The sequence below is a fragment of the Caenimonas sp. SL110 genome (assembly GCF_001044395.1).
GTDB lineage: Bacteria > Pseudomonadota > Gammaproteobacteria > Burkholderiales > Burkholderiaceae_C > Ramlibacter.
In genome coordinates, this window is sequence record NZ_JANU01000013.1 from 1 (window position 1) to 21373 (window position 21373).

19 protein-coding genes and 1 pseudogene are annotated in these 21373 nt (G+C 65.3%); 12 read left to right on the plus strand and 8 right to left on the minus strand.

Annotated features, from left to right (window positions below; genetic code table 11):
• Positions 1-73: 73 nt before the first annotated feature.
• Positions 74-1891 (minus strand): annotated as a pseudogene (locus AQ12_RS08280) (carboxyl transferase domain-containing protein); the annotation flags it as partial.
• A gap of 88 nt (positions 1892-1979) precedes the next feature.
• On the opposite strand from AQ12_RS08280, the gene AQ12_RS08285 reads away from it, so the two are divergent.
• Positions 1980-2987, plus strand: coding sequence for an asparaginase (locus tag AQ12_RS08285; protein WP_048439428.1), 1008 nt, complete (start codon positions 1980-1982; stop codon positions 2985-2987).
• A gap of 41 nt (positions 2988-3028) precedes the next feature.
• Complete coding sequence (locus tag AQ12_RS08290; RefSeq protein WP_053076624.1) at positions 3029-3943, plus strand: NAD-dependent epimerase/dehydratase family protein; 915 nt, start codon at positions 3029-3031, stop codon at positions 3941-3943.
• A 46-nt stretch (positions 3944-3989) separates the two neighbouring features.
• On the opposite strand, the gene kdgD is transcribed toward AQ12_RS08290, so the two are convergent.
• Both kdgD and AQ12_RS08300 read right to left on the minus strand, forming a co-directional pair.
• A complete protein-coding gene (gene kdgD / locus AQ12_RS08295; RefSeq protein WP_048439748.1) occupies positions 3990-4901 on the minus strand; it encodes a 5-dehydro-4-deoxyglucarate dehydratase in 912 nt (303 codons plus the stop codon).
• 122 nt (positions 4902-5023) lie between these two features.
• A complete protein-coding gene (locus AQ12_RS08300; RefSeq protein WP_082151481.1) occupies positions 5024-6001 on the minus strand; it encodes a tripartite tricarboxylate transporter substrate binding protein in 978 nt (325 codons plus the stop codon).
• Positions 6002-6240: 239 nt separating this feature from the next.
• Between AQ12_RS08300 and AQ12_RS08305 the strand changes: the two genes are divergently transcribed.
• From AQ12_RS08305 to AQ12_RS08320, 4 genes are read left to right on the plus strand one after another with little or no spacing between them, the layout of a single operon-like run.
• On the plus strand, positions 6241-6765 hold the full coding sequence (locus AQ12_RS08305) for a spore coat protein U domain-containing protein (protein WP_048439430.1): 525 nt from the start codon (positions 6241-6243) through the stop codon (positions 6763-6765).
• Positions 6766-6784: 19 nt separating this feature from the next.
• On the plus strand, positions 6785-7567 hold the full coding sequence (locus AQ12_RS22045) for a molecular chaperone (protein WP_053076625.1): 783 nt from the start codon (positions 6785-6787) through the stop codon (positions 7565-7567).
• A gap of 4 nt (positions 7568-7571) precedes the next feature.
• Complete coding sequence (locus AQ12_RS08315) at positions 7572-9974, plus strand: fimbria/pilus outer membrane usher protein (RefSeq protein ID WP_048439431.1); 2403 nt, start codon at positions 7572-7574, stop codon at positions 9972-9974.
• Entirely contained in the window at positions 9971-10471 is a 501-nt protein-coding gene (locus tag AQ12_RS08320) for a spore coat U domain-containing protein (protein ID WP_048439432.1), read from the plus strand. The genes AQ12_RS08315 and AQ12_RS08320 overlap by 4 nt, the downstream gene beginning before the upstream one ends.
• Before the next feature lie 11 nt (positions 10472-10482).
• Here the strand turns inward: AQ12_RS08320 and AQ12_RS08325 are convergent, their stop codons facing one another.
• Complete coding sequence (locus tag AQ12_RS08325) at positions 10483-11055, minus strand: TMEM165/GDT1 family protein (RefSeq protein WP_048439433.1); 573 nt, start codon at positions 11053-11055, stop codon at positions 10483-10485.
• A gap of 34 nt (positions 11056-11089) precedes the next feature.
• Positions 11090-13024 carry an aconitase family protein gene (locus AQ12_RS08330; protein WP_082151482.1) on the minus strand — a complete coding sequence of 645 codons (1935 nt, stop codon included), beginning with the start codon at positions 13022-13024 and terminating at the stop codon, positions 11090-11092.
• A 219-nt stretch (positions 13025-13243) separates the two neighbouring features.
• On the opposite strand from AQ12_RS08330, the gene AQ12_RS08335 reads away from it, so the two are divergent.
• The 5 genes from AQ12_RS08335 to AQ12_RS08355 all read left to right on the plus strand — a co-directional run bounded on the left by AQ12_RS08335 (position 13244) and on the right by AQ12_RS08355 (position 17776).
• A complete protein-coding gene (locus AQ12_RS08335) occupies positions 13244-14227 on the plus strand; it encodes a tripartite tricarboxylate transporter substrate binding protein (RefSeq protein WP_048439751.1) in 984 nt (327 codons plus the stop codon).
• A 9-nt stretch (positions 14228-14236) separates the two neighbouring features.
• Positions 14237-15145 (plus strand): arginase, encoded by a 909-nt coding sequence (gene rocF, locus AQ12_RS08340; RefSeq protein ID WP_048439434.1) that lies wholly within the window; start codon positions 14237-14239, stop codon positions 15143-15145.
• Between the two features lie 87 nt (positions 15146-15232).
• Positions 15233-15745, plus strand: coding sequence for a hypothetical protein (locus AQ12_RS08345; RefSeq protein ID WP_048439435.1), 513 nt, complete (start codon positions 15233-15235; stop codon positions 15743-15745).
• Between the two features lie 2 nt (positions 15746-15747).
• Complete coding sequence (locus AQ12_RS22965; RefSeq protein WP_048439436.1) at positions 15748-16371, plus strand: hypothetical protein; 624 nt, start codon at positions 15748-15750, stop codon at positions 16369-16371.
• 40 nt (positions 16372-16411) lie between these two features.
• Positions 16412-17776: a S41 family peptidase gene (locus AQ12_RS08355; protein ID WP_053076626.1), complete on the plus strand. Its 1365-nt coding sequence runs from the start codon at positions 16412-16414 to the stop codon at positions 17774-17776.
• Between the two features lie 65 nt (positions 17777-17841).
• On the opposite strand, the gene AQ12_RS23125 is transcribed toward AQ12_RS08355, so the two are convergent.
• Positions 17842-18177: a hypothetical protein gene (locus AQ12_RS23125; protein ID WP_048439437.1), complete on the minus strand. Its 336-nt coding sequence runs from the start codon at positions 18175-18177 to the stop codon at positions 17842-17844.
• 201 nt (positions 18178-18378) lie between these two features.
• Here AQ12_RS23125 and AQ12_RS08365 point away from each other — a divergent pair, with 201 nt between their 5' ends.
• The gene (locus AQ12_RS08365) at positions 18379-18606 is read left to right on the plus strand and encodes a hypothetical protein (protein ID WP_048439438.1); all 228 of its coding nucleotides are present in this window, start codon (positions 18379-18381) and stop codon (positions 18604-18606) included.
• Positions 18607-18620: 14 nt separating this feature from the next.
• On the opposite strand, the gene AQ12_RS08370 is transcribed toward AQ12_RS08365, so the two are convergent.
• Together AQ12_RS08370 and dbpA are read right to left on the minus strand one after the other, a co-directional pair.
• Complete coding sequence (locus AQ12_RS08370) at positions 18621-19823, minus strand: M20 aminoacylase family protein (RefSeq protein WP_048439439.1); 1203 nt, start codon at positions 19821-19823, stop codon at positions 18621-18623.
• 86 nt (positions 19824-19909) lie between these two features.
• Positions 19910-21298 (minus strand): ATP-dependent RNA helicase DbpA, encoded by a 1389-nt coding sequence (gene dbpA / locus AQ12_RS08375; protein WP_048439440.1) that lies wholly within the window; start codon positions 21296-21298, stop codon positions 19910-19912.
• Positions 21299-21373 lie beyond the last annotated feature (75 nt).

The window sequence follows — 21373 nt, forward strand, 5'->3', positions numbered from 1 at the left end:
CTTTGGGCCTGTGCACATGCCGCGATGCCCCCACCCCAACCCTCCCCCAGCGGGGGAGGGAGTGAAGGCAAAGCTACCACGTGTCGATCGACAGGCCGCGACTCTCACGCACCACGCAAGAAGCCAACCCCCGCGCCAACCACTCCCGCGTCTGCGCCGGATCGATCACCGCGTCGATCTCCAGCGTCGCAGCCATGTTCATTGCCTGACCGGCTTCGTACTGCTTCGCCACCAGATGGTCGTAGAGCGCATCGCGCGCCGGGCCTTCGGGCTGCGCTTGCAGCTCCTTGCGATAGCCCAGCTTCACCGCGCCCTCCAGACCCATCGCGCCGAACTCGCCGGTCGGCCAGGCGACGGTGAAGTCGGGCGAGTGAAAGCCGCCCGCGCACATCGCCATCGCCCCCAGTCCATACCCCTTGCGCAGCACCACGCTGAAAAACGGAACCCGCAGATGCGCAGCCGCGACGAACATGCGGCTCACGTGCCGCACCTGCGCGCGCTCCTCGATCTCCGGCCCGACCATGAAGCCCGGCGTATCGACCAGGCTGACCAACGGCAAGCCATGCGCGTTGCACAGCTGCATGAATCGCGCGGCCTTGTCGGCGGCATCGGCGTCGATGGCACCGCCCAGATGGAGCGGGTTGTTGGCGATGATGCCGACGGGCCGGCCCTCGATGCGGGCCAGTGCCGTGTGGATACCCTTGCCGAAGCCGCTGCGCAATTCGAGCAGCGAGCCTGTGTCGCAGATGCCGGTCATCGCCGCACGCGTGTCGTAAACGCGCAGACGGTTCTCCGGCACAACGCTGCGCAAGGCATTTGCATCCGGCGAATCGAACGTCTGCACACGCCCCTGGAAGAACGACAGGTAGTGCTTCGCAGCACGCACGGCAGCGGCTTCATCTTCCACCAGCACATCGATCACGCCGTTGGCATGTTGGGTATCGCTGGGCCCAATCTGTTCGGGCTTGAAGACGCCCAGCCCGCCGCCTTCGACCATGGCCGGGCCGCCCATGCCGATGTTGCTCGCGCGCGTGGCGATGATCACATCGCTGCAGCCGAGCAGCGCCGCATTGCCCGCAAAGCACCGGCCCGCCACGATGCCGACCACCGGCACCTGTCCGTTCAGCCGCGCGTAGCTGGCGAAAGTGGAAACATGCAGGCCCGCCACGATGGGCATGTCGGTGTCGCCGGGCCGGCCACCACCACCCTCGGCGAACAGCACCACCGGCAACTTGTTGGCCAGCGCGATGCCGAGCATGCGGTCGGTCTTCTGGTGATTGCGCATGCCTTGCGTGCCGGCCAGCACCGTGGCGTCGTAGGCCATCACCACCGTGCGCGACTGGTCCGGCCCGAAGCTATCGCCATTGATGCTGCCGATGCCGGTCACCATGCCATCGGCGGGCGTGTTGCGCATGAGGTCGTCGTCGCTGCGGCGATTGCGCTGCGCCGCGACGGCCAACGCACCGTATTCGGTGAAGCTGCCCGCGTCGCACAGGTCCTCAATGTTCTCGCGCGCGGTGCGCAGGCCCAGCGCGTGCCGGCGACGGACAGCATCCGGGCGCGCTGCATCGAGCGTGTGGGCGTGTCGGTCGAGCACGCGCTGCAGATCGGTGCGGACTTGCGTTTCGTGCATGGCTCCCGACAGGGCAACCGGCGGCGCGACTTTCTGCGTGATCGTTGTCGATGTTGCGAGCGCCATCGTGGACATCAACACGTCCCCCTGGCCCACGCCATCACCGGTGCCAAAGAACAGTTCGCGCACCTGCCCCGCTGCGGTCGCGCGAACTTCGTGCTCCATCTTCATGGCTTCCAGGATCACCACCACATCGCCTGGCGCGACGATGTCGCCGGGTGCGACTTGCCACTGGACGACCTGGGCCTGAAGGGGAGAGCGGAGTTCGGACATGGCTCCCATTCTGATACCGGCCCGGCGGCGGCCGCGTCAAACGAGCGACATCGCCTCGCCGGATAATGAATGCATGACCCCACTCGTCCCCCTCATTGAAAGCTATCGCGGCGGCACCCTGGAGTGCCGGTTCTTTGGTGCTGTCGCCGTGGTTGACGCGGCCGGCAAGCTGGTGGCGCAGGCGGGCGATCCGCACTGGGTGACCTTCTCGCGATCGACCTTGAAGGCGCTGCAGGCGCTTCCATTCGTGAAGGCCGGCGGCCCCAAGTTCTTCGATTTTTCGCGCGAGAAGATCGCCATGATGTGCTCCAGCCACAGCGGCGAGCCCATGCACGTCGAGCAGGTGCAAGGCATGCTGGACAAGGCCGGTCTCAGCTACAAGGCGCTGCAATGCGGATGCCATGTGCCGTACTTCGTTGAAGCCGGTGTCGGCCCCGCGCCCGAGGTGATCGACGAGCGCCACCACAACTGCAGCGGCAAGCATGCCGGCTTTCTCGCGGCCTGCGTGCAAAAGGGCTGGCCTGTCGCCAACTACCTCGCGCCCGCCCATCCATTGCAGCAGGCCATCAGGCGCGAAGTGGCGAGCGTGGTCGGTCTCGCGCCCGAGGACTTGAAGCTGGGCATCGATGGCTGCTCGGCACCGAATTTCGCGATGCCGCTGTCGAGTCTTGCGCGGGGCTATGCAAGGCTGGCCACCGGCGCGGCGGACACCGAATTCGGCGAGAGCTTTGCGCAGTTGTCCGATGCGATGACGGCGCACCCCGAACTCGTGTCAGGCACGAATCGCAGCGACAAGGCCTTCATGAATGCGGGACGCGGCGACTGGGTGACCAAGGCCGGCGCCGACGGCGTGCAGGCGTTTGCCAGCCGCAGCCGCAAGCAGGCCTTCACGCTCAAGATCTCCGACGGCAACAAGATCGCGGTGCAAGCCGCCACCATCGCCGTGCTGGATCAACTCGGCTGGCTGGACCAGCGCCAGAAAGATGAGCTGCGGCCCTGGCGTTTCGAGGCGATTGCGAACACCAAGGGAACGCGCGTGGGGGAGAGAAAGAGCGTGATGAAGATCGAATCTGCGAACTGAAATCCGCCGGTCCTGTTCCGGTCCTGTTCCTATACTGCTGCATGAAACTCCTGTTCATCGGCGGTACGCGCTTCCTGGGTCATGCGATGTCAACCGAAGCGCTTGCGCGCGGGCATGAAGTCGATGTCTTTCATCGCGGCAAGACGCCCGCGCAGGGGCTTGACGGTGTGCGGCATCTGCATGGCGATCGTGTGACTGATCTCTCGGCGCTCGCCGAAGGCCAGTGGGATGCGGTGATCGACACCTGCGCCTACCGGCCGCGCGATGTCGTTCTGATGGCCCATGCGTTGGGCACGCGGTTTCGCAAGTATGTGTTCGTTTCGTCCGCTTCCGTTTACGCCTCGGACATTCCAGCCGACTCCGCCGAGTCCGCGCCTCGCACCGCCACGGGCAGCCTGGACAAAACGGCACTCGACACCGCGCCCATCAATGGCGACACCTACGGGCCGCTCAAGGTGCTGTGCGAGGACGCGGTGTTTGCACACCACGTGGACCATCTGGTGCTGCGGCCCACCTTCGTCATCGGCCCCAACGACTACACGCAGCGGTTTCCCGAATGGGTCAGGCGCATTGCCGCAGGCGGGGTCGTGGATGCGCCAGGCCCGCGCGAGGCAGCGGTTCAATACATCGACGCACGCGACCTCGCGCGTTTCACGATCTCTGCCGTAGAGGCGAACCTGCGCGGCACCTTCAACACGGCGTCGCCAACGGTGCCGTTCGGCTTTGGCGATCTGCTTGAGGCGGTGGTGAAGGGTGTCGCACCGGCGGGCACGCGCTTGAATTGGCTGACGCCCGCGCAAGCGAAGGCTTCGGGCAAGGAGTTTCCGCTGTGGGGCGGCGGCGAATCATCGGGCGTCGCGGCGATCAACAGCGACGCGGCTCGCGCCAACGGACTGGTTGCAAGGCCGCTGGAAGAAACCGCACGCGACACGCTGGCGTGGCTGTCGGGCGAATGAAGTTTCGTTGTCCGCAGTGACGCAGGCCTGATGCGCCCCCGTGCTTCTACTGCGGTCCGAGCTTGTGGATGAGCGCGGCCAGCTGCTCGACTTCAGCGGGCTTGAGGTCTGAAATGGGTGGGCGAACCGGCCCGGCGGTCTTGCCGACGATGGTCGCGCCGGCCTTCACGATGCTCACCGCGTAGCCCTCGCCCCTGTTGCGGATCTCCAGGTACGGCAGGAAGAATTCATCGAGCAGGCGGCCGGTGGTTGCGGTGTCACCACTCGCATAGGCGTTGTAGAACTCGATGGCGGTTCGCGGAACGAAGTTGAACACTGCCGATGAGTACACCGGCACGCCCAGCGCCTGATAGGCATGGGCATAGACCTCGTGCGTGGGCATGCCGCCGACGTACACGAAGCGGTCACCCAGCTTCTGGCGAATCGACACGATGCGTTCGATGTCGCCCAGGCCGTCCTTGAAGCCGATGAGGTTGGGGCAACGCTCGGCCAGTTTTGCAAGCGAATCGGCGTTGAGCTTGCACGCGCCGCGGTTGTAGACGATGACGCCGATCTTCACGCTCTTGCAGACGGCTTCTACGTGCGCGAGCAGGCCTTCCTGCGATGCTTCGGTGAGGTAGTGCGGCAGCAGCAGCACGCCCTGCGCGCCGTTGCGCTCGGCTTCCTGCGCATAGCGGATCGCCAGCGTGGTGCCGCCACCCGCACCGCCGACGATGGGAACGCGGCCACGGCAGGCATCGGCGGCGGTCTTGATGACCTGCGCATATTCGGTGGGCTCCAGCGAAAAGAACTCGCCCGTGCCACCGGCGGCAAACAGCACCGTCGCGCCATAAGGCATGAGCCATTCGAGGCGTTCGGTGTAGCCGCGCGGATTGAATTGCAGTTGTGCGTCGAAGTCGGTCAGCGGGAACGACAGCAGGCCCGACGACAGTGCGGATTTGAGTTCTTGGGGGGACATGGGCGGATCGGTGGTGGCAGGAAGTGAGTCATCGTACAACAAGACATCACTTCCTGCAAACCAACCTCAATCTGCCTGCGTTCTCCAATGAAAACGTAATTTTTCTGGTTGTACGATGACAATCACTCAGGCTTGATCCGGGCCCGATCCACGACCAGTTTCCAGCGCTTTTGCTCGGCCGCGATGAATTGCGCGAACTGCGCCGGCGTGCCACCAACCGCTTGCGCTGCATCGTTGTTCAAGCGCTCCAGCGCCGCGTTGGTTTTCATGGCCTTGGCCGTCTCGGCCGCCAGGCGATCGATGTTGGCCTGCGGCATGGTGGACGGCGCGAGCATGCCGTACCACTGGGTCATCTCGAAGCCCGGAAATCCCTGTTCGGCCACCGTCGGCACATCGGGCAATTGCGGCAGGCGCTGGGTCGAGCCGGTGGCGATGCAGCGCAGCTTGCCGGCCTTGATGTGCGGCAGGATCGCCGCAGCGCCCACCGATGCCGCATCGAGCCGGCCTGCCAGCAGGTCGGTGAGCTGCGGGCCTGTGCCCTTGTACGGAATGTGGGTGATGAAGATGTTGGCGGTCATCTTCAGGTATTCCATCGCGAGGTGACCCGCGCTGCCATTGCCTGCCGATCCGTAATTCATCTGGCCGGGCTTGGCCTTGACCAATGCGATGAACTCTTTCAGGTCCTTCGCCGGAACGTTGGGATGCACGACATACAGGCTGGGCACCTTGGCCAGCAGGCTGATCGGCTTGAAGTCCTTGTTGGGGTCGTAGGGCAGCTTGTCGAACATGTACGGGTTGACCGCCAGCGTTCCGATGTGCCCCAGGATGATGGTGTGGCCGTCGTCGGCGCGTGCCACTTCGGCCATCGCGATGTTGCCCGATGCACCGGGCTTGTTGTCGACAAAGACGTTCTGCCCGATGGTCTTTAGCAACTCGCCGGCTGCCGCGCGCGCGACGATCTCGGAGCTGCCGCCCGGTGCGAACGGCACGACGAAGCGGATCGGCTTGCTGGGCCATGCGGCCTGCGCAAACGCCGGATGTGATTGCAGGGTCGCGAAGGCGGCGCCTGCACCCAGAAGTTCTCGTCTCGTGATTTGCATGATGTATCTCTCCTCTTTTCGCAATTGTCCATCAGTGTCGACAGCCCACTGAATCGTGATCTTTTCGAGGGGCGCCTACCCACACCAAGGTCTATCTGTAACAACCCCCGGAACGAAACAGCGGGTGTCCTCCACACATCTCATACCACGCCTGAATTCATGGCCCCACACGGCCGCAGGGCTGGTCGTTGGAACTTGACCCGGGCAATTTTGCCCAGCAAACCTGAAGGACTTGAGAAATGAAATCCTCGATGACAAAACTGGCGATCGCGTTGGCTGCAATGGTGGTGGGTGGGTCCGCGGCGGCGGGACCGGTCACCACGACCTTTACCGTGACGGCAAGCGTTGGCTCGGAGTGCGTGATTGGCAACCCGACCAACATGGCTTTTGGAGCGCTCAAGATGCTCGACGGCGTCAGCGGCGGTTTGAATGAGGAAGACAATGTCGCCACCGCGACCTTCGATGCCACCTGCACCAATGGCACAGCCCTGCCAAAACTGCAGTTCAGTTCGGCAAACGGTGTCGGCACCTTCAAGATGAAAGGTGGCATCAGTGACGATCTGATGAGCTACTCGCTCTACACGGGTGGCGAGCCCGAACAGATTACGCACGACACGGCGGCGGCCTTCCCCGGCTTCGAGGCGGACGGCACTGTGAAGACACTCACTGTCTCTGGCAGGCTCACCGCCGGCGATAAGGCCTCTAAGACCATCGGCGCATACACCGACACGGTCACGATCACGGCCACTTTCACGCCCGATTGATAAACCGGCGCCAGTCGCAATGAAATTTTTTCAACTGCGAAACTTGCGCCCGGCGGCATGGCGGGGGCTGGCAGCCCTCGCTGTCGCCACGGCGCTCAGTTTGGGCTGGCATCCGGCGGCGCTCTCGCAGGTGCTGCTGGAGCCGGTGGTGCTGGAGCTGTCGCAGCGCCAGCGCATCGCTGTCTTGCAGGTCAGCCTGAGCGAACGAGCTGCGGCGCCTGTCCGGCTGCAGGCCGAGCTGCTGCGCTGGACCCAGTCCACTACGGGCGAGTCCGTCACCGAACCCACGGACGAACTACTCATTTCGCCACCGATCGTCGACTTGAAGCCGGGCCAGAGGCAGGTGTTTCGGGTTGCGATCCGTGCCCCCAAACCCTCGCAAAACGAGGTGGCCTATCGGCTGATCCTGGAAGACATCTCGCCCGATCCGGTCGATGCAGCCGGCAAGAAAATTCCCGGCCTGGCCATTCGCATGCGCTACGACCTGCCGGTGATGGTGGCGCCGTCGGTGGCAGTCGTGCAGTCGCTGCGCTTCAGTTCGTGCGCAGCCACGGCCGGTGTATCGCACGCATGCCTGCGCGTTCGCAACGCGGGCAACAAGCGCGTGCGCATGCAGGCATTGCAGCTGGCTGGCGACGGCTGGCAGCAGTCGCTGAAACTGGGCGACACCGGCCTCTTGCTGGCCGGCGGCGCGCGCGAATGGCAAGTGCCGCTGCAGCCCGGCGGCGCTGGCAAGGTGGGCGATGTCCGCGCAACGATCGGGCGTGGCGAAATTCTGAAGGTCGCGCCCGACGCGCCCTAGCATCTTGCGAGTTCTGCGCCACTCCACTGTTCTGGCCTGCGCAATCGCGCTGCTGGTCATGAGTGCGATGGCACCGGCGCAGCAACTGCCGCCCGAGACGAAATCGGCCACAAGCTCAAAGGCGCGCGCCACGCGCAAGCTGCCCGAAGTGCTATTGGTCGATCTGAAGGTCAACGGCCAGAAGCTGCCTGACGTGGTGCAGGTCGAACAGGCAGGCGATGGGACGCTCCTGCTCGCAAAGAGCGGCTGGATAGCGGCGCGTCTGGTGCTGCCCACTTCGCCCAGGACCCTGAGCGACGGCACCGAGGCATTCGCGCTTGAATCCGTCGCAGGCTTGCGCTGGCGCATCGACCGAAGCGTGCTGGCCCTTGAGATTCAGGCGCCGCCCTCGGCGTTTGCAGCATCGACCCTGGCGTTCAACCCGGCCGCCCCGTTGCCGCCCACACCCCCAGCCCCAGGCGTGATGCTCAACTATGACCTGTCGATAGCCCGCACCCCGCGTGAGGCGGGTATGACCTCAGGTGCTTTTGTTGAAGCCATCGCTTTCAGCAGCTTCGGCAGCCTGGTCGCTTCGGGTGTCTTCACATCGGGCGCAAGCCAGAGCCGCTTTCAGCGCCTGGATACCTATTGGCGTCTGGACATGCCGCAGCGGCTGGAGAGCCTCATCGTCGGAGATGCCATCGGCTCCGGTGGTGCATGGAGCAGCCCGGTGCGTTTTGGTGGCGTGCGCTGGGGCCGGGACTTCGGCATGCGGCCGGGCTTCATCACCATGCCGCAGGTTGCGCTATCGGGTCAGGCGGCGCTGCCTTCCACGCTGGACATCCTGGTGAACAATGTCCGCCGCCCCAGCCAGAGCGTGCCGCCGGGACCTTTCGACCTGCCCAACATTCCCGTGGTCACCGGCGCCGGCGAAGTGAGCCTGGTGCTGCGCGACATGCTGGGACGTGAAACCCTGGTCCAGCAAAGTTACTACGCCTCGCCGCGCCTGCTCGCGCCCGGCCTCTTTGATTTCTCGGTGGAGGCGGGGCGGCTTAGAACCGGCTACGGGCGCGACAGCCGCTATGGCGATGCATTTGCAGCCGGTACGGTGCGCGCAGGGCTCAGCGCATCGTTGACGGCTGAGGCCAGGCTCGAGCTGCAGGCGCAGCGCCGCGCCGCCGGCCTGGAAGTGGCGGGTTTGCTGGGCACCTGGGCGGTGGCCCGCGGCGCGCTGGCGGTCTCCAGCGACAGCCTGCAAGGTTTCGCCGAGCGGGGGCAGATGATCCGCACGGGCATAGAACGCACCACGCCGCGGGGAAGCGGTTCATTGCAGTACGAATACGCCACGCGCGGCTTCGCACCCCTGGGCGAGCCTGCCATCGCACGGGTCACGTCCCAACGCACCCGCGAGCGCTGGCTGGCAGCCCTGGGCGGTCCCTTGGGCGGCAGGCTCTCTGGCGGGGTGAATCTGCTGCGGCAAACCCGTTGGGATGGCGACAAGCTCACCTCGGTCGGCCTGTCTGCCGATATGTCCGCTGGCGGCCAGACCCACATCGGCGTTGCGATCAACAAGCGGCTGGGCACCGATAGGGGCTGGACCGCTGCGATCAACATCACCATGCCTCTGGAAAGCGGCGCGTTCACTTCAACCCGTGTGCAACGCAATGACGATGGCCGCCTGGTGGGTGAGGTCTCGGCGAGCATGAATCCTCCACCGGGGCCCGGCCTCGGATGGCGCGTCGATGCATCGACCGAGCCGGGCAGGCGCGCACGTGGCGGCCTGCACTACAAAACCAGCTTCGCCGAATTCACCGCCGATGCATCCGCAGATGCGCAGGGCGAGGTGGCATTGCGCGCCGGTGCACGCGGCACGCTGGGTTGGCTGGGTGGCGTGCCGTTTGCGGCGCGGCCGGTGGGTGAGCGCGGCGTTGCGCTGGTCGAGGTCGAGGGACTGGAGGGCGTGCCCGTACGGCGCAGCAACCAGATCGTCGCTACCACTGACTCGCGAGGTCTCGCTTTCATTCCCGGCCTGCTGCCCTGGCAGGTGAACAAGCTGGAGATCGACTCTGCCGATCTGCCAATGGATGTCGAGATCGAGGAAACAGTCAGGCTGGTGGTGCCCTACGCGCGTAGCGGCACGGTCGTCCAGTTTCCGGTGCGCCGCTCGCGCCAGGTGATGGTGGTGCTTCGCCAGGTGGGGGGCCAGCCAGTACCGGAAGGTGCGATTGTCCGGCTGGAGGGTGGGGCGCAGTTCATCGTCGGGCGACGCGGCGAAGCGTGGTTGACCGACTTGCCGCAGCAGGACCACCACTCGCTTTCAGTGAACTGGCCGACCGGTGCGTGCCGGCTCATGCTGGAGCTTCCCGCCGCGCAGGACGCCATGCCTGCAAAACTGGGTCCGTTGATTTGCGACATGGTGGCGCCATGAGTGTGTTGCCGCAATTTCGCAAAGCTGCTGCCGCGCTTGCTGCCAGCTGCGTCGCAGGCTTCGCCACGGCGGGCGGCTGCAGCCTGAGTACGAGCGGCCTGGCCTTTGGCGCTTACCAGCCCCTGTCGCTTCCCGGCAAGATGAGCTCGGCCGACAGCATCTCGGACGGCAGCATCTCGATGGTGTGCACCGGCATCGTCACCGGTGGAAGCTACAGCGTGTCGCTGGGCAGCAGCCCCGTCGGCAACAGCATGTCGCCGCGCTTGATGGCCAATCCGCAAGGAGGCCCGCACATGCAGTTCAATGTTTACCTCGATCCCGGCCTCACCACGATTTGGGGCGACGGCCTGACCGGGAGCGTGTTGTCTGGAACCATCGCGCCCGGAGACAGCAATCGCAGCTTCACGGCCTATGGCAAGGTGCCCGCTGGCCAGAACGGTCTGCGGGTCGGCAGCTTCAGCGCCACGCTGCTGGTGACGCTGACCTACAACCCGTGACACCTTGCGCGCTAGAACCCGAAGCGCGCGCCGACGCCCAGCAGGGTCGCGATTCCCACCGCAAAGAAGATCGCAGCTGCGACGCCCCGGACAATCTTCAGTGGCAGCCAGATGGCGGCACGTTCGCCCAGCAAGACAGCAGGGACGTTGGCAATCATCATCCCGAGGGTGGTGCCGATGACCACCGGTGCCAGCGCGTCGTAGCGGGCGGCCAGCGCAACGGTCGCGATCTGCGTCTTGTCTCCCATCTCTGCCAGGAAGAACGCGACCAGCGTGGTTCCGAAAACACCGAAGGCCGCAAGCTTGGGCTTGTCGTCCAGCTTGTCGGGAACGAGCGCCCACGCAGCCATCGCGATGAACGAAGCGCCAAGAATCCAGCGCAGCGTGGAGGGTTCGACCCAGGAGGCGACGATCGAGCCCAGTGCGCCGGCCAATCCATGATTGACGATGGTCGCTACAAAGATACCCAGCACGATGGGCCAGGGCTTGCGGAATTTCGCGGCGAGAAGAAACGACAGCAGTTGCGTCTTGTCGCCGATTTCGGCGATGGCAACGATGCCGGTGGAGATAAGAAAAGCTTCCATGGTGCAGTGAGTCCCGGCGGGGCGATGATCCTTTCTACGTGTTCAGGGAGGGTAGCGCAGATGTCGTGGCATGGAGCCGCATCAGCTCATCGAACGACATCAGCTCGCCCGCGATTGCGCTGGCGGCGACTGTGGGCGGGCTGGCGAGCCAGACCTTGCCGGGACCCGAGCGTCCGGGGAAGTTGCGGTTGATCGCGCTGATGGTGACCTGGTTGGGGCTGGTGGATGAACCCGGCCCGCAGTTGGCGCAAGCGCCGCACGACGGCTGCAGCATGCGCGCGCCGACCTTGTCGAATGCATCGAGGTAGCCCCGCGCGATGCAGTAGTCGCGCACCGACGTCGTGCCGAATTGCAGGTAGAGCGTGACACCTTCGGGCACGCGCAGCCCGCGCGCGGCGGCCCATGAGAGCACCGCGTGATAGTGGTCGAAATCCTCGCGCTTGCCTGCGGTGCAGGAGCCGCCATACGCGATCTGCACCTGCACGCGCTGCGCGACGTCTTTCAGCGGCACGCCATTGCCCGGATCACCGGGACGCGCCACCATGGGCGACAGGCTCGAGCAGTCGAGGCGCAGCACGTCGGCGTAGGTCGCACCGGGGTCGCTGTGCATCCACGGCTGCAACTCGAAGTCCACATGGCGGCGCTCCTTGATGAAGCGCAGCGTCTGTGCATCCGGCTCGACGATCCCGGTCACGCCGCCGAGTTCGGCCGTCATGTTGGTGAGTGTTGCGCGCTCGTCGGTGCTCATCGCGCGCACCACCGGCCCTGCAAATTCAAAGACCTTGCCCACGCCCGCACCCTCGCGGATCGTGGGTAATGCGAGCAGGTGCAGCAGCACATCCTTGGCGGTGATGCCGGGTGCAAGCGCACCGTCGAGCTCGACGCGCAAGCTCTGCGGTACCGTGAGTCGCACCGCGCCCGTTACGAATGCATTGGCCATGTCCGTCGTGCCGACGCCGAATGCGACGCAACCCAGGGCGCCGCTGTGCGGCGTGTGCGAATCGGTACCGACCACCACCTGGCCCGGCAGCGCATAGTGCTCTGCGACCATCGCGTGCGAAATGCCGGCGACGTTGCTGCCGTCGTCTTGCAGCGACTCTTCTTCGGTCAGGGTTCTATGGTTTCGCAGGCCGTACTTCGCCACGAAGTCCCTCTGCGCCTGGCACATGGCGGCCACGTTGGTGATGAGGCCGCCCGCGTGCGCGGGGCTTTCATTCACATAGGAGGTGTGATCCTCGAACACGATGATGGACTGCGGCTCATGCAGCGTGAGCGGATCGGCGACGCCGCTGTGGAGCATGTGCGCGGCCATGCCTGCGTAGTACTCGTGGATGAAGCGGAAGTCGGCACGCACGAAGCTGCCTTCGCCGGGCAGCGGCGCGTCGCTGGTCACGTTGGTCTTCAGGGCGTGACGGGCGATGATCTTCTCGAACAAGGTGAGTGGCCGGACCTGGGCCGGTTGCGGCGCGGGCCGGGTGCCCTTGAGAAAAGCCTGTCCGAATCTGAGCAGGCCTCCAGCCCGCAGGATCGCTTTGGCCAGTTCATCGCGGCCTTGCAGGAGTTCTTCGACATCAATCGCCTGCCCGGCTTCAATGCGTGCGATCAGGCTGAAATCGGTCGAGGTGAACAGGCCGATGTTGTCTGCGTTCTGCCGGTAGATGCGCTCGAAACTTTCGGCGATGACCAGCCGGATGCCGGCGTGTTTTTCTGCTGCCGGGCTGTGTTCGCGCGAGGACCCCTTGCCGTAGCGGCGACCCGCCACGGTGACGTCGAATCCGCGCTCGCGAACCAGGTTCGCACTGATCGGCCGCGTGTCGCCGCTGGCAAAACCGGTGTACGGATAGCGGCCGAGCTTCTCGTCGTAGAACGCGAGGATGGGGACCGGCGTGATCTCGTCGGTGGACACATCGTGCCGCAGGGGCTGCGCGTCGTTGAGCCTGATGCGCTCGCCCGACACCTGACGGGCCATGGCTTGGGGTGAATCGCTCAGGTAGAGGATGCCGCCGGCGAACGACGGGCTCGATGACGGGCTCGATGACAGCGTCGATGCTGTGGATATGGGGGCTTGGATCGTGTTCACACCTCACTCTATAACGCCCGCGCTTCGATCTGCCGGGTGGGGCCAATGCCGATGGTTGCGGCCCGCGCCCGGTGGCATCATTCGCGCATCGCCCATCAAGGAGTCATTTTGAGTCATTCGTATTCGTTCTCGCGCCGCCACGCACTCGCGGCCATCGCCGGTGTCACCGCTTGCCTGGCGCTGCCTGCTGCGGCCCAGGCCGACCGCAACGTCCGGTTCATCCTTCCAAACGCAACCGGCTCGGGCGTGGATGCGATCACCCGCGCGGCGCAACCTGCCTTGTCGCGGGCGCTGGGCTCGCCGGTCGTCGTCGAAAACCAGCCGGGCGCGGGTGGTGTGCTCGGCCTGCAGACATTGGCCCGTTCCGCGCCGGACGGCTACACGCTGTCGGTGGTGTCGAACAACGTCGTGATCTTTCCGAGCGTGATGAAGGCCCTGCCTTTCGACATGCCGGGCGACTTCACGCCGATTGCCATCGTCGGTGCGACGCCGATGGTGATGGTGGTCAATCCGGCCAAGGTGCCGGCCACCAACAGCCGCGAATTCATCGCCTTGCTCAAGAGCAAACCGGGGCAGTTCAACTTCGCATCGGGCGGCACGGGCACCATCTTGCACCTGGCCAGCGAAATGTTCCTGGAAGAAGCCGGCCTGACTGCCAAGCACATCCCCTACAAGGGCGTGGGCCCGATGGTGACCGACCTCATCGGCGGACAGGTGGAATTCGGCGTGGCTGCGCTGCCTAGCGTGCAGGCGCACATCAAGAGCGGCGCATTGCGCGCCATCGGCATGGCCACGGCGCAGCGCACGCCGGCGGCACCGGACATCCCCACCTTCTACGAGCAGGGCCTGACCGGTTATGTGATGGAAGCCTGGTTTGCAGTGATCGGTCCGAAGGGCATGACGCCTGTGGCTGTGAAGAAGACGCACGATGCCATCGTGGCTGCGTTCGCCGATCCGACGGTCAAGGAGACCATGGCCAGGCAGGGCAACACCATCAACATCAGCAGCAGCGACCAGGCCAACGCCGCGTTCAAGCGCGAGCTGGCGAAGTACGCGGCGCTGGTCAAGAAGGCGGGCATCGAGCCGCAATAAACAGTGCCGATGAAAACCGTTTCCCTCATTGGCGCACCGACCGATGTAGGCGCCAGTGTTCGCGGCGCAGGCATGGGGCCTGATGCGCTTCGCGTGGCAGGCCTGTATGAAGCGCTCACATCCAGCAAGCTCAACGTGATCGATCACGGCAATCTTGCGGGCCCGCCGACACCCTGGACACCGCCAAAAGATGGCGTGCGTCATCTCGAAGAAGTGGTCGCGTGGAACAGGGCGGTATTCGATCGCGTGACTGCAGTTCTTGCCGCCGGGCAGTTTCCGCTGCTCATGGGCGGGGATCATTGCCTGGCGATAGGCTCGATCAGCGCGATCGCCAAGCACTGCCGACGCACGAAGAAGAAGCTGCGCATCGTCTGGTTCGACGCGCATACCGACGTCAACGACGCCACCATCAGTCCTTCGGGCAATGTGCATGGCATGCCGGTGTCGGTGTTGCTGGGGTTTGGCCCCAAGTCACTGGTCGGCTGGAGTGGTGAGGCCGCTGCCATCGGGGCGGACGAGATCGACTTCGTCGGCATCCGCAGCGTGGATGCGGCAGAAAAGGAAACGATACGTCGCCTGGGACTGCAGGTCTACGACATGCGGCACATCGACGAGCACGGCATGCGCCACACCATGATCGAGGTGCTGCAGGACGTGGATGAAGACACCCACCTGCATGTGAGCTTCGACCTGGACTGTCTCGATCCTGCCGATGCGCCCGGCGTCGGCACCGCCGTGCGCGGCGGGCCGACCTACCGCGAGATCCAGCTGTGCATGGAGATGATTGCCGACACCGGCCAGATGGCCTCGCTCGATGTGGTGGAGATCAACCCCGCGCTCGACGTGCGCAACCGCACGGCCGAACTCGCGGTCGAATTCATCCAGAGCCTGTTCGGCGCGTCAACGCTGGCGCGGTAGTCGGTGAACGTGAACGCCTGGACGCAGTGCGCCGTTGGCCTGCTCGCCTGCGCCCTGTGGGACGCGCCTTACCCGACAATTGCAGCGATGCACGAATCCAGAAACGAAACCGATACCGAAGCTGATAACGAACCCATCCGTGAGCCACGCCTGTGGCGTGACAACGGCTGGACAGCGCGCGTCATCAAGAACGACGACGATGACGGCTGGGCCGTCGCCATGACGCCCGACGGCCAATCGGAGCCTGCGCTCATCGGCCCCTGGACCATGGGCCGCGACAAGAAGAACCCCAAGCCACTGGATACGCCAGCATTCCACACGCTCGTGAAGACGGCGGCCGAGTTCGTGCGCCGTCACGAGCAGCAGTTGCATGCAGCGCTGCACCAGCAGATCGAGATCGACCATGCGGGTGCGCGCATCACGGTGACCCTGGACATTCAGCCCGATGACGAAAATCCGACCGCCATGCTTCGAGCGCTCGATGCATCGGGTGAGCTGATCGCCGAGGTCCGCGTGTCTCCGGGCCTGAAGCTCACGCGCGCACGGGCGAGCGACTGGGCTGCTGCGGACTTCAGCGCGCAGGCGGTGCGACAGGCCTGAAGATGAGGTCGCGCACGCGTGCACGGCTGAGGTGGGCAGTGCTTTTGTGCTGCGTGCCCTGGACCGCGCAGGCGGCCGACGATCGCGACGAGAGATTCTTTGCGCGATGGCTCGCGCAGGGCAACGCCGGGTCGGCTGCGGCATTCGAGGCGTACCTGCAAAAGGAGGGCATGAACAAGGTCGCTCCGCTTCACCAGTTGCTGCGCACCGCCAGCGCCTGGGACAGCCCCGCCTGCCGCAAGGTCCAGGCCGCACCGTTCGAGGTGCCGCCCGAGGATCTCTGGCCAGCCACGGTCCGCACGCTCAGGCTTGTCGCGCGGCTGCGAGAACAGAAAGTGTTGCCGGCTTTCGAGGTCGTGTCGGCCTATCGCAATCCGCGCGTGGAGACATGCGCCGATGGAGCGGGCAAGCGGCATCCGACCGGTGGCGCTTTCGACATCGTGCCGCTGTTGCCCGCTGAACTCGACGCCACCGTCGCCCGCATCTGCGACTTCTGGTGGAAGGAAGGCCGTAGCTACAAGATGGGTCTTTCGCTATACCCCTCAGGCCGCATGCACATCGACACCACCAGCTACGGGACCTGGGGCGCCGACCGCAGGTTTGCGACTTCTGCGTGCAAGCGCTGACGGGTGCCATACTGCGCTTTCCACGCCCACTGGAGCTGCGATGCGTCAAGTCTTTCCGACCCTTCGTGCCCTGGCCGCTGCCAGCCTGTTGGCCTGCGGTGGTTTGTCGTTTGCTGACACTGCCCAGGTGTCGGACGAGCAAGCCATTGCCTCGGTCCAACGCGCTTATGAGCGGGCAGTCAAACCGGGTGAGCAGGCCGATCTGCATCGTGACCTGTTTGCCAACGTGCTGCAGCGGGTCAAGCGTCACTACGCGCGCGGCGCGGAAATTGCGGTGCTGGCGGCCGCCGCGACGCAGGTCCTGGACCCGCTGCCGCCTGCCGCAGGCGATCCCGCCGATCTGTTCAAAAAGGCGATCCGCGAGTCGCTGCGAAAGCTCGATCCGCATTCGCGCTACATCGATGCGCGCGCCGTTCCCAATGAACGCGGCGACTCCACCGGCAGCTTCGGGGGGCTGGGCATGGAAGTGCAGGCCAGCGAGGGCGTCGTGAAAGTCGTTGCGCCCATGCCCGGCAGTCCTGCTGAACGCGCGGGTGTGCTGGCCGGCGACCTCATCACCCGCATCGACGACCAGCCGCTCGCCGGGGTGCCGCTGCCCGAAGCCATTGCCCGCATGCGCGGCCAGCCGGGGTCCCCCGTGGTCCTGACGATCCAGCGGGCAGGCGCAGCCGGCGAGATGACGGTGTCAGTCACCCGCGAGATCATTCGTCGCCAGCTCATGCGCTGGACCATGGAGGGCGACGCGCTGGTGTTGCGCCTGGCGTCTTTCAGCGGCGCTGCCGCAGCGGCGCTCGACCGGGCGGTCACCGAGGCCACGGCGCAGCACAGCCCGCGCTCGGTGGTGCTGGACTTGCGCGGCAACCCGGGCGGCTTGCTGCGCGAGGCGGTGAAGGTGGCCGATGCGTTCCTGACCCAGGGCGAGATCGTGTCGCTGCGCAGCAGTTCCACGCCAAAGGGGCGCGCATGGCAGGCCGATGCCAGTGAGCTGCTGGCGGGCCTGCCGATGGTGGTGCTCGTCGATGCGCGTTCGGCGTCGGCATCGGAGCTGGTCGCCGATGCATTGCAGCAGCACGGCCGCGCAGTGGTCATGGGCCAGCGCAGCACCGGCAAGGGAACGGTGCAGACGACCTTCATGCTGGGCGAGCACAAGGGCGCGCTCAAGCTGACCACCGCGATCTACCAGGGGCCGTCGGGGCAGACGGTGGACTCCAAAGGGGTCGAACCCGATATCGAAATCCTGGATGGCAAGCCGACAGGTGTGCCCGGTGCGAAGGCGCATGTTGACGTGGTTCGCTGTGCAGCGACCGGCCTGAAGGCCAATGACGCCGGCCTCGCGTGCGCCTTGAGTTACCTGCGCGCCGGCAATGTCCCGGCGTTTGTCGCAGGCTTGCCGCCAGCGCAGTGATCGGCAAACCTGCAGACGCAAAAAAAGGAGCCGAGGCTCCTTTTTTTGTGAGACGCGAGTGCGCTTTAGTTGCGGTCGGCGCGAGCGACACGCATCGGTGCCGGGCGGGCGGGCGCCTGGGCAACCATGGGTGCCGGTGCGGGCGTGTTTGCCACCATTGGTGCGGGAGCCGGCGTCGTCGACACCATCGGTGCAGGTGCCGGTACAACAGCGGTCGTGGCAGGCGACGAGACGCAATCCTTGTTGGTGGCAGTGCCGCCCAGGTTGCCGCCCTTCATGGCATTGGCAGTGGCCGTGCAGCCCGCGCCAGGAGTGGACGTCGGTGGGTTCGACTGGGCGACGGCGAAACCGCCGGCTGCAAGGGTGGCGGCTGCGATGAGTGCGAGGGAAAGATTCTTCATGGCTGAAACTCCTGGATTGATGAATGGGGTGGCAGCTTCGCGCCACTGATGAGAACGTAACCGCGCACCGCCGAGCCTGGCGTGGGGCATGAGCGGCATGCGGTGTCATCCAAATGCACGCAAGTCCAGCGGTCTTGTCCTACTTTCGGGCGGACAATGCTTGCGTAGGCCGCCTCAGCAACACACAACGGAGTCATCACCTTGGCAATCCCCTCACCCTGGCCCGGCAAAGTCATGGCTGTGCTGCGCGCCGGCAACACATCCGCTGCGATCGCGCAGATCAAGGTGGCGCCCAGCGTGCGTGAACTCAGCGCGCTGCAAAAGGCGCTGGTCACCGCAAAACTCACGGGCCGCTGGAAAGATGTGGATGTGGCGATCGATGAAAGCCTGGCCGCACTGTCTGCGCCCCGGCTGCACCGCTCGCCCTGAACCGCGACAGGACTCTAGCGAGGCTGCGCGAACCACTCGCGCACCATCCGGTCCCAGAAGCTCGCGCCCAGGCCCAGGATGTCGTCGTTGAAATCGTAGGCTGCGTTGTGCAGGTTGATGCCGGGCTTGCCGCCTGCTGCATTGCCGATGAAGCCATAGGCGCCCGGCACTTTCTCCAGCATGAAGCCGAAGTCTTCCGATGTCATGGCGGGCAGCACATCGTCATGCGCGTTGTCCGCGCCGACCATCTGGCCCATCACGCGTGCCATGAACTGCGCTTCATGCGCTGTGTTCACGGTGGTCGGGTAGCCGGGCTTGATGACGACTTCAGCACTGGCCAGGTGCGCCTGCGCGACATGGCTGCTGATGCGTTCGATGCCGGCAATCAGCTGGTCCAGCGTCTGCTGGCCGAGCGTGCGGCAGGTGCCGTAGATGAAGGCTTCGTTCGGGATGATGTTCTCGACCGTGCCCGATTCGATCTTGCCGATGGTGAGCACGGCGCTGTCGAGCGGATCGACGCCGCGTGACACCAGCTTTTGCAATTCACCGACGATGCTGCAGGCCACGGGAATCGGATCGATCGTCGTGTGGGGCTGCGCCGCATGGCCGCCCTTGCCTCGAATGCGGATCTCAAATCGGATCGCCGAAGCCATGATCGGCCCGATGCGCACGCCCATGTGCCCGGCAGGCAGCGCCGGCCAGTTGTGCAGCGCGAATGCGGCCTGCACCGGGAATTTGTCGAACAGCCCGTCGTCCATCATCACCTTGGCACCGGCGCCGCCTTCTTCGCCGGGCTGGAAGATGAAGTGAACCGTGCCGTTGAAGTCGGGCTTCTTCGCGAGCAAGGTCGCGCCGCCGATCAGCATCGCGGTGTGGCCGTCGTGACCGCAAGCGTGCATGCGGCCCGGGTTGGCGCTGACGTAATCAAACGCGTTGGCTTCCTGCACCGGCAGGGCGTCCATGTCGGCCCGCAAGGCAATCGCGCGAGCCGGGTCGTCGGCGTCAGGACCTGTACCGCGCAAGGTCGCGACGATGCCGGTGCCGCCCATGCCCCGGTCCAGCTGCAGGCCCAGGGCCTGCAGCCATGCGGCGATCTGGTTGGACGTGCGCGACTCCTCGAACTTCAGTTCAGGATGGGTGTGCAGGTCACGGCGGAAACTGATGAGCTTGCCGATGTAGGGAGCAAGTTCGGGCGCGATATCGGGTGGAAACTGCATGCGGCTTGCACGGGCGCGTGAGGCGCTTCGGGCAAAGCCATTGTAGGCACCCGCGCGCTGCGGGAGTGGGGGTTAACGGGGGGGGGTTACAGCAGTCGCGCCTTGAAGCTGCGGCCCTTGATGCGGCCCGCGTTCAGCCGCGCCACGGCGTCCTTGCCGATGCTGCGCTCCACCGCCACATAGGTTGCGAATTCGTTGATGTCGATCTTGCCGATCTGCTCGCGGGTGTAGCCCAGGTCAGCCGTGAGCGCACCCAGCACATCGCCCGGCCTGACTTTTTCCTTGCGGCCCGCCTGGATGTGGATGGTGGACATCGCAGGCAGCAGGCGCTCGCCGCCAGAGGGCTTGAGTTCGGCCAGCGGATGCCACACCGAGGCCTTGCCCTGCAACTGGTCGATGCGCCCGACGGCGCCCATCTCATCCATGCTGGCGAGGCTGAGCGCGAGCCCGGTTTCGCCCGCGCGTGCCGTGCGTCCGATGCGGTGGATATGCACTTCGGGGTCGGGCGTCACGTCGACATTGATGACCGCTGCGAGACCCGCAACATCGAGCCCGCGAGACGCGACATCGGTTGCGACAAGAACCGAACAGCTGCCGTTGGCAAAGCGAACCAGCACCTGGTCGCGATCACGCTGCTCCAGGTCGCCGTGCAAGGCGAGCGCGCTGTAGCCCTGGGCCTGCAGCAGCTCCACCAGATCACGGCATCGATTGCGCGTGTTGCAAAAGGCCAGCGTGCTCACCGGCCGGAAGTGATCCAGCAGCAGTGCAACAGAAGGCAGCCGCGCCGATTCGGTGACCTCATACCAGCGCTGCTCGATCTGCTCACCGCCATGCTGCGCCTCGACCTTGACCGTCACCGGGTTGCGCATGAACCTCGCAGCCAGCTTGGCGATGCCCTCCGGATACGTCGCAGAAAACAGCAGCGTCTGCCGCTCGGGCGGGCATTTGCTCGCGACCTTGGCGATCTCGTCGACGAAGCCCATGTCCAGCATGCGGTCCGCTTCATCGAGCACCAGCGTGTTCAGCGCATCGAGTTGCAGGTTGCCGCGATCCAGGTGATCCAGCACGCGGCCTGGCGTGCCGACCACGATGTGCGAGCCGTGTTCGAGGCTCGCTGTCTGTCCGCGCAAAGGCACGCCGCCCGACAGGGTGACGACCTTCACGTTGTCTTCAGCGCGCGCGAGGCGGCGGATCTCGGTGGTGACCTGATCGGCCAGCTCGCGTGTCGGGCACAACACCAGCGACTGCACGGCGAAGCGGCGGGCATTCAGGTTGGCCAGCAGTGCCAGCGCGAAGGCGGCAGTCTTGCCGCTGCCGGTCTTGGCCTGGGCGATGAGGTCCTTGCCCAGCAAGGCAGGCGGCAAGCTCGCCGCCTGGATGGCCGTCATCTCGTGATAACCCAGTCGGGTCAGGTTCTCTAGCGTGGCGGGCGCCAGGGGAAGGGTGGAAAAATCGGTGGCTGGCGTTTGGGACATGCGCCGATCATTTCACAACCCCGCCGGGGAGGCGAGCCACGTCCCTGAAGGCCGCCTGCGATCAGGGGTCGCGGT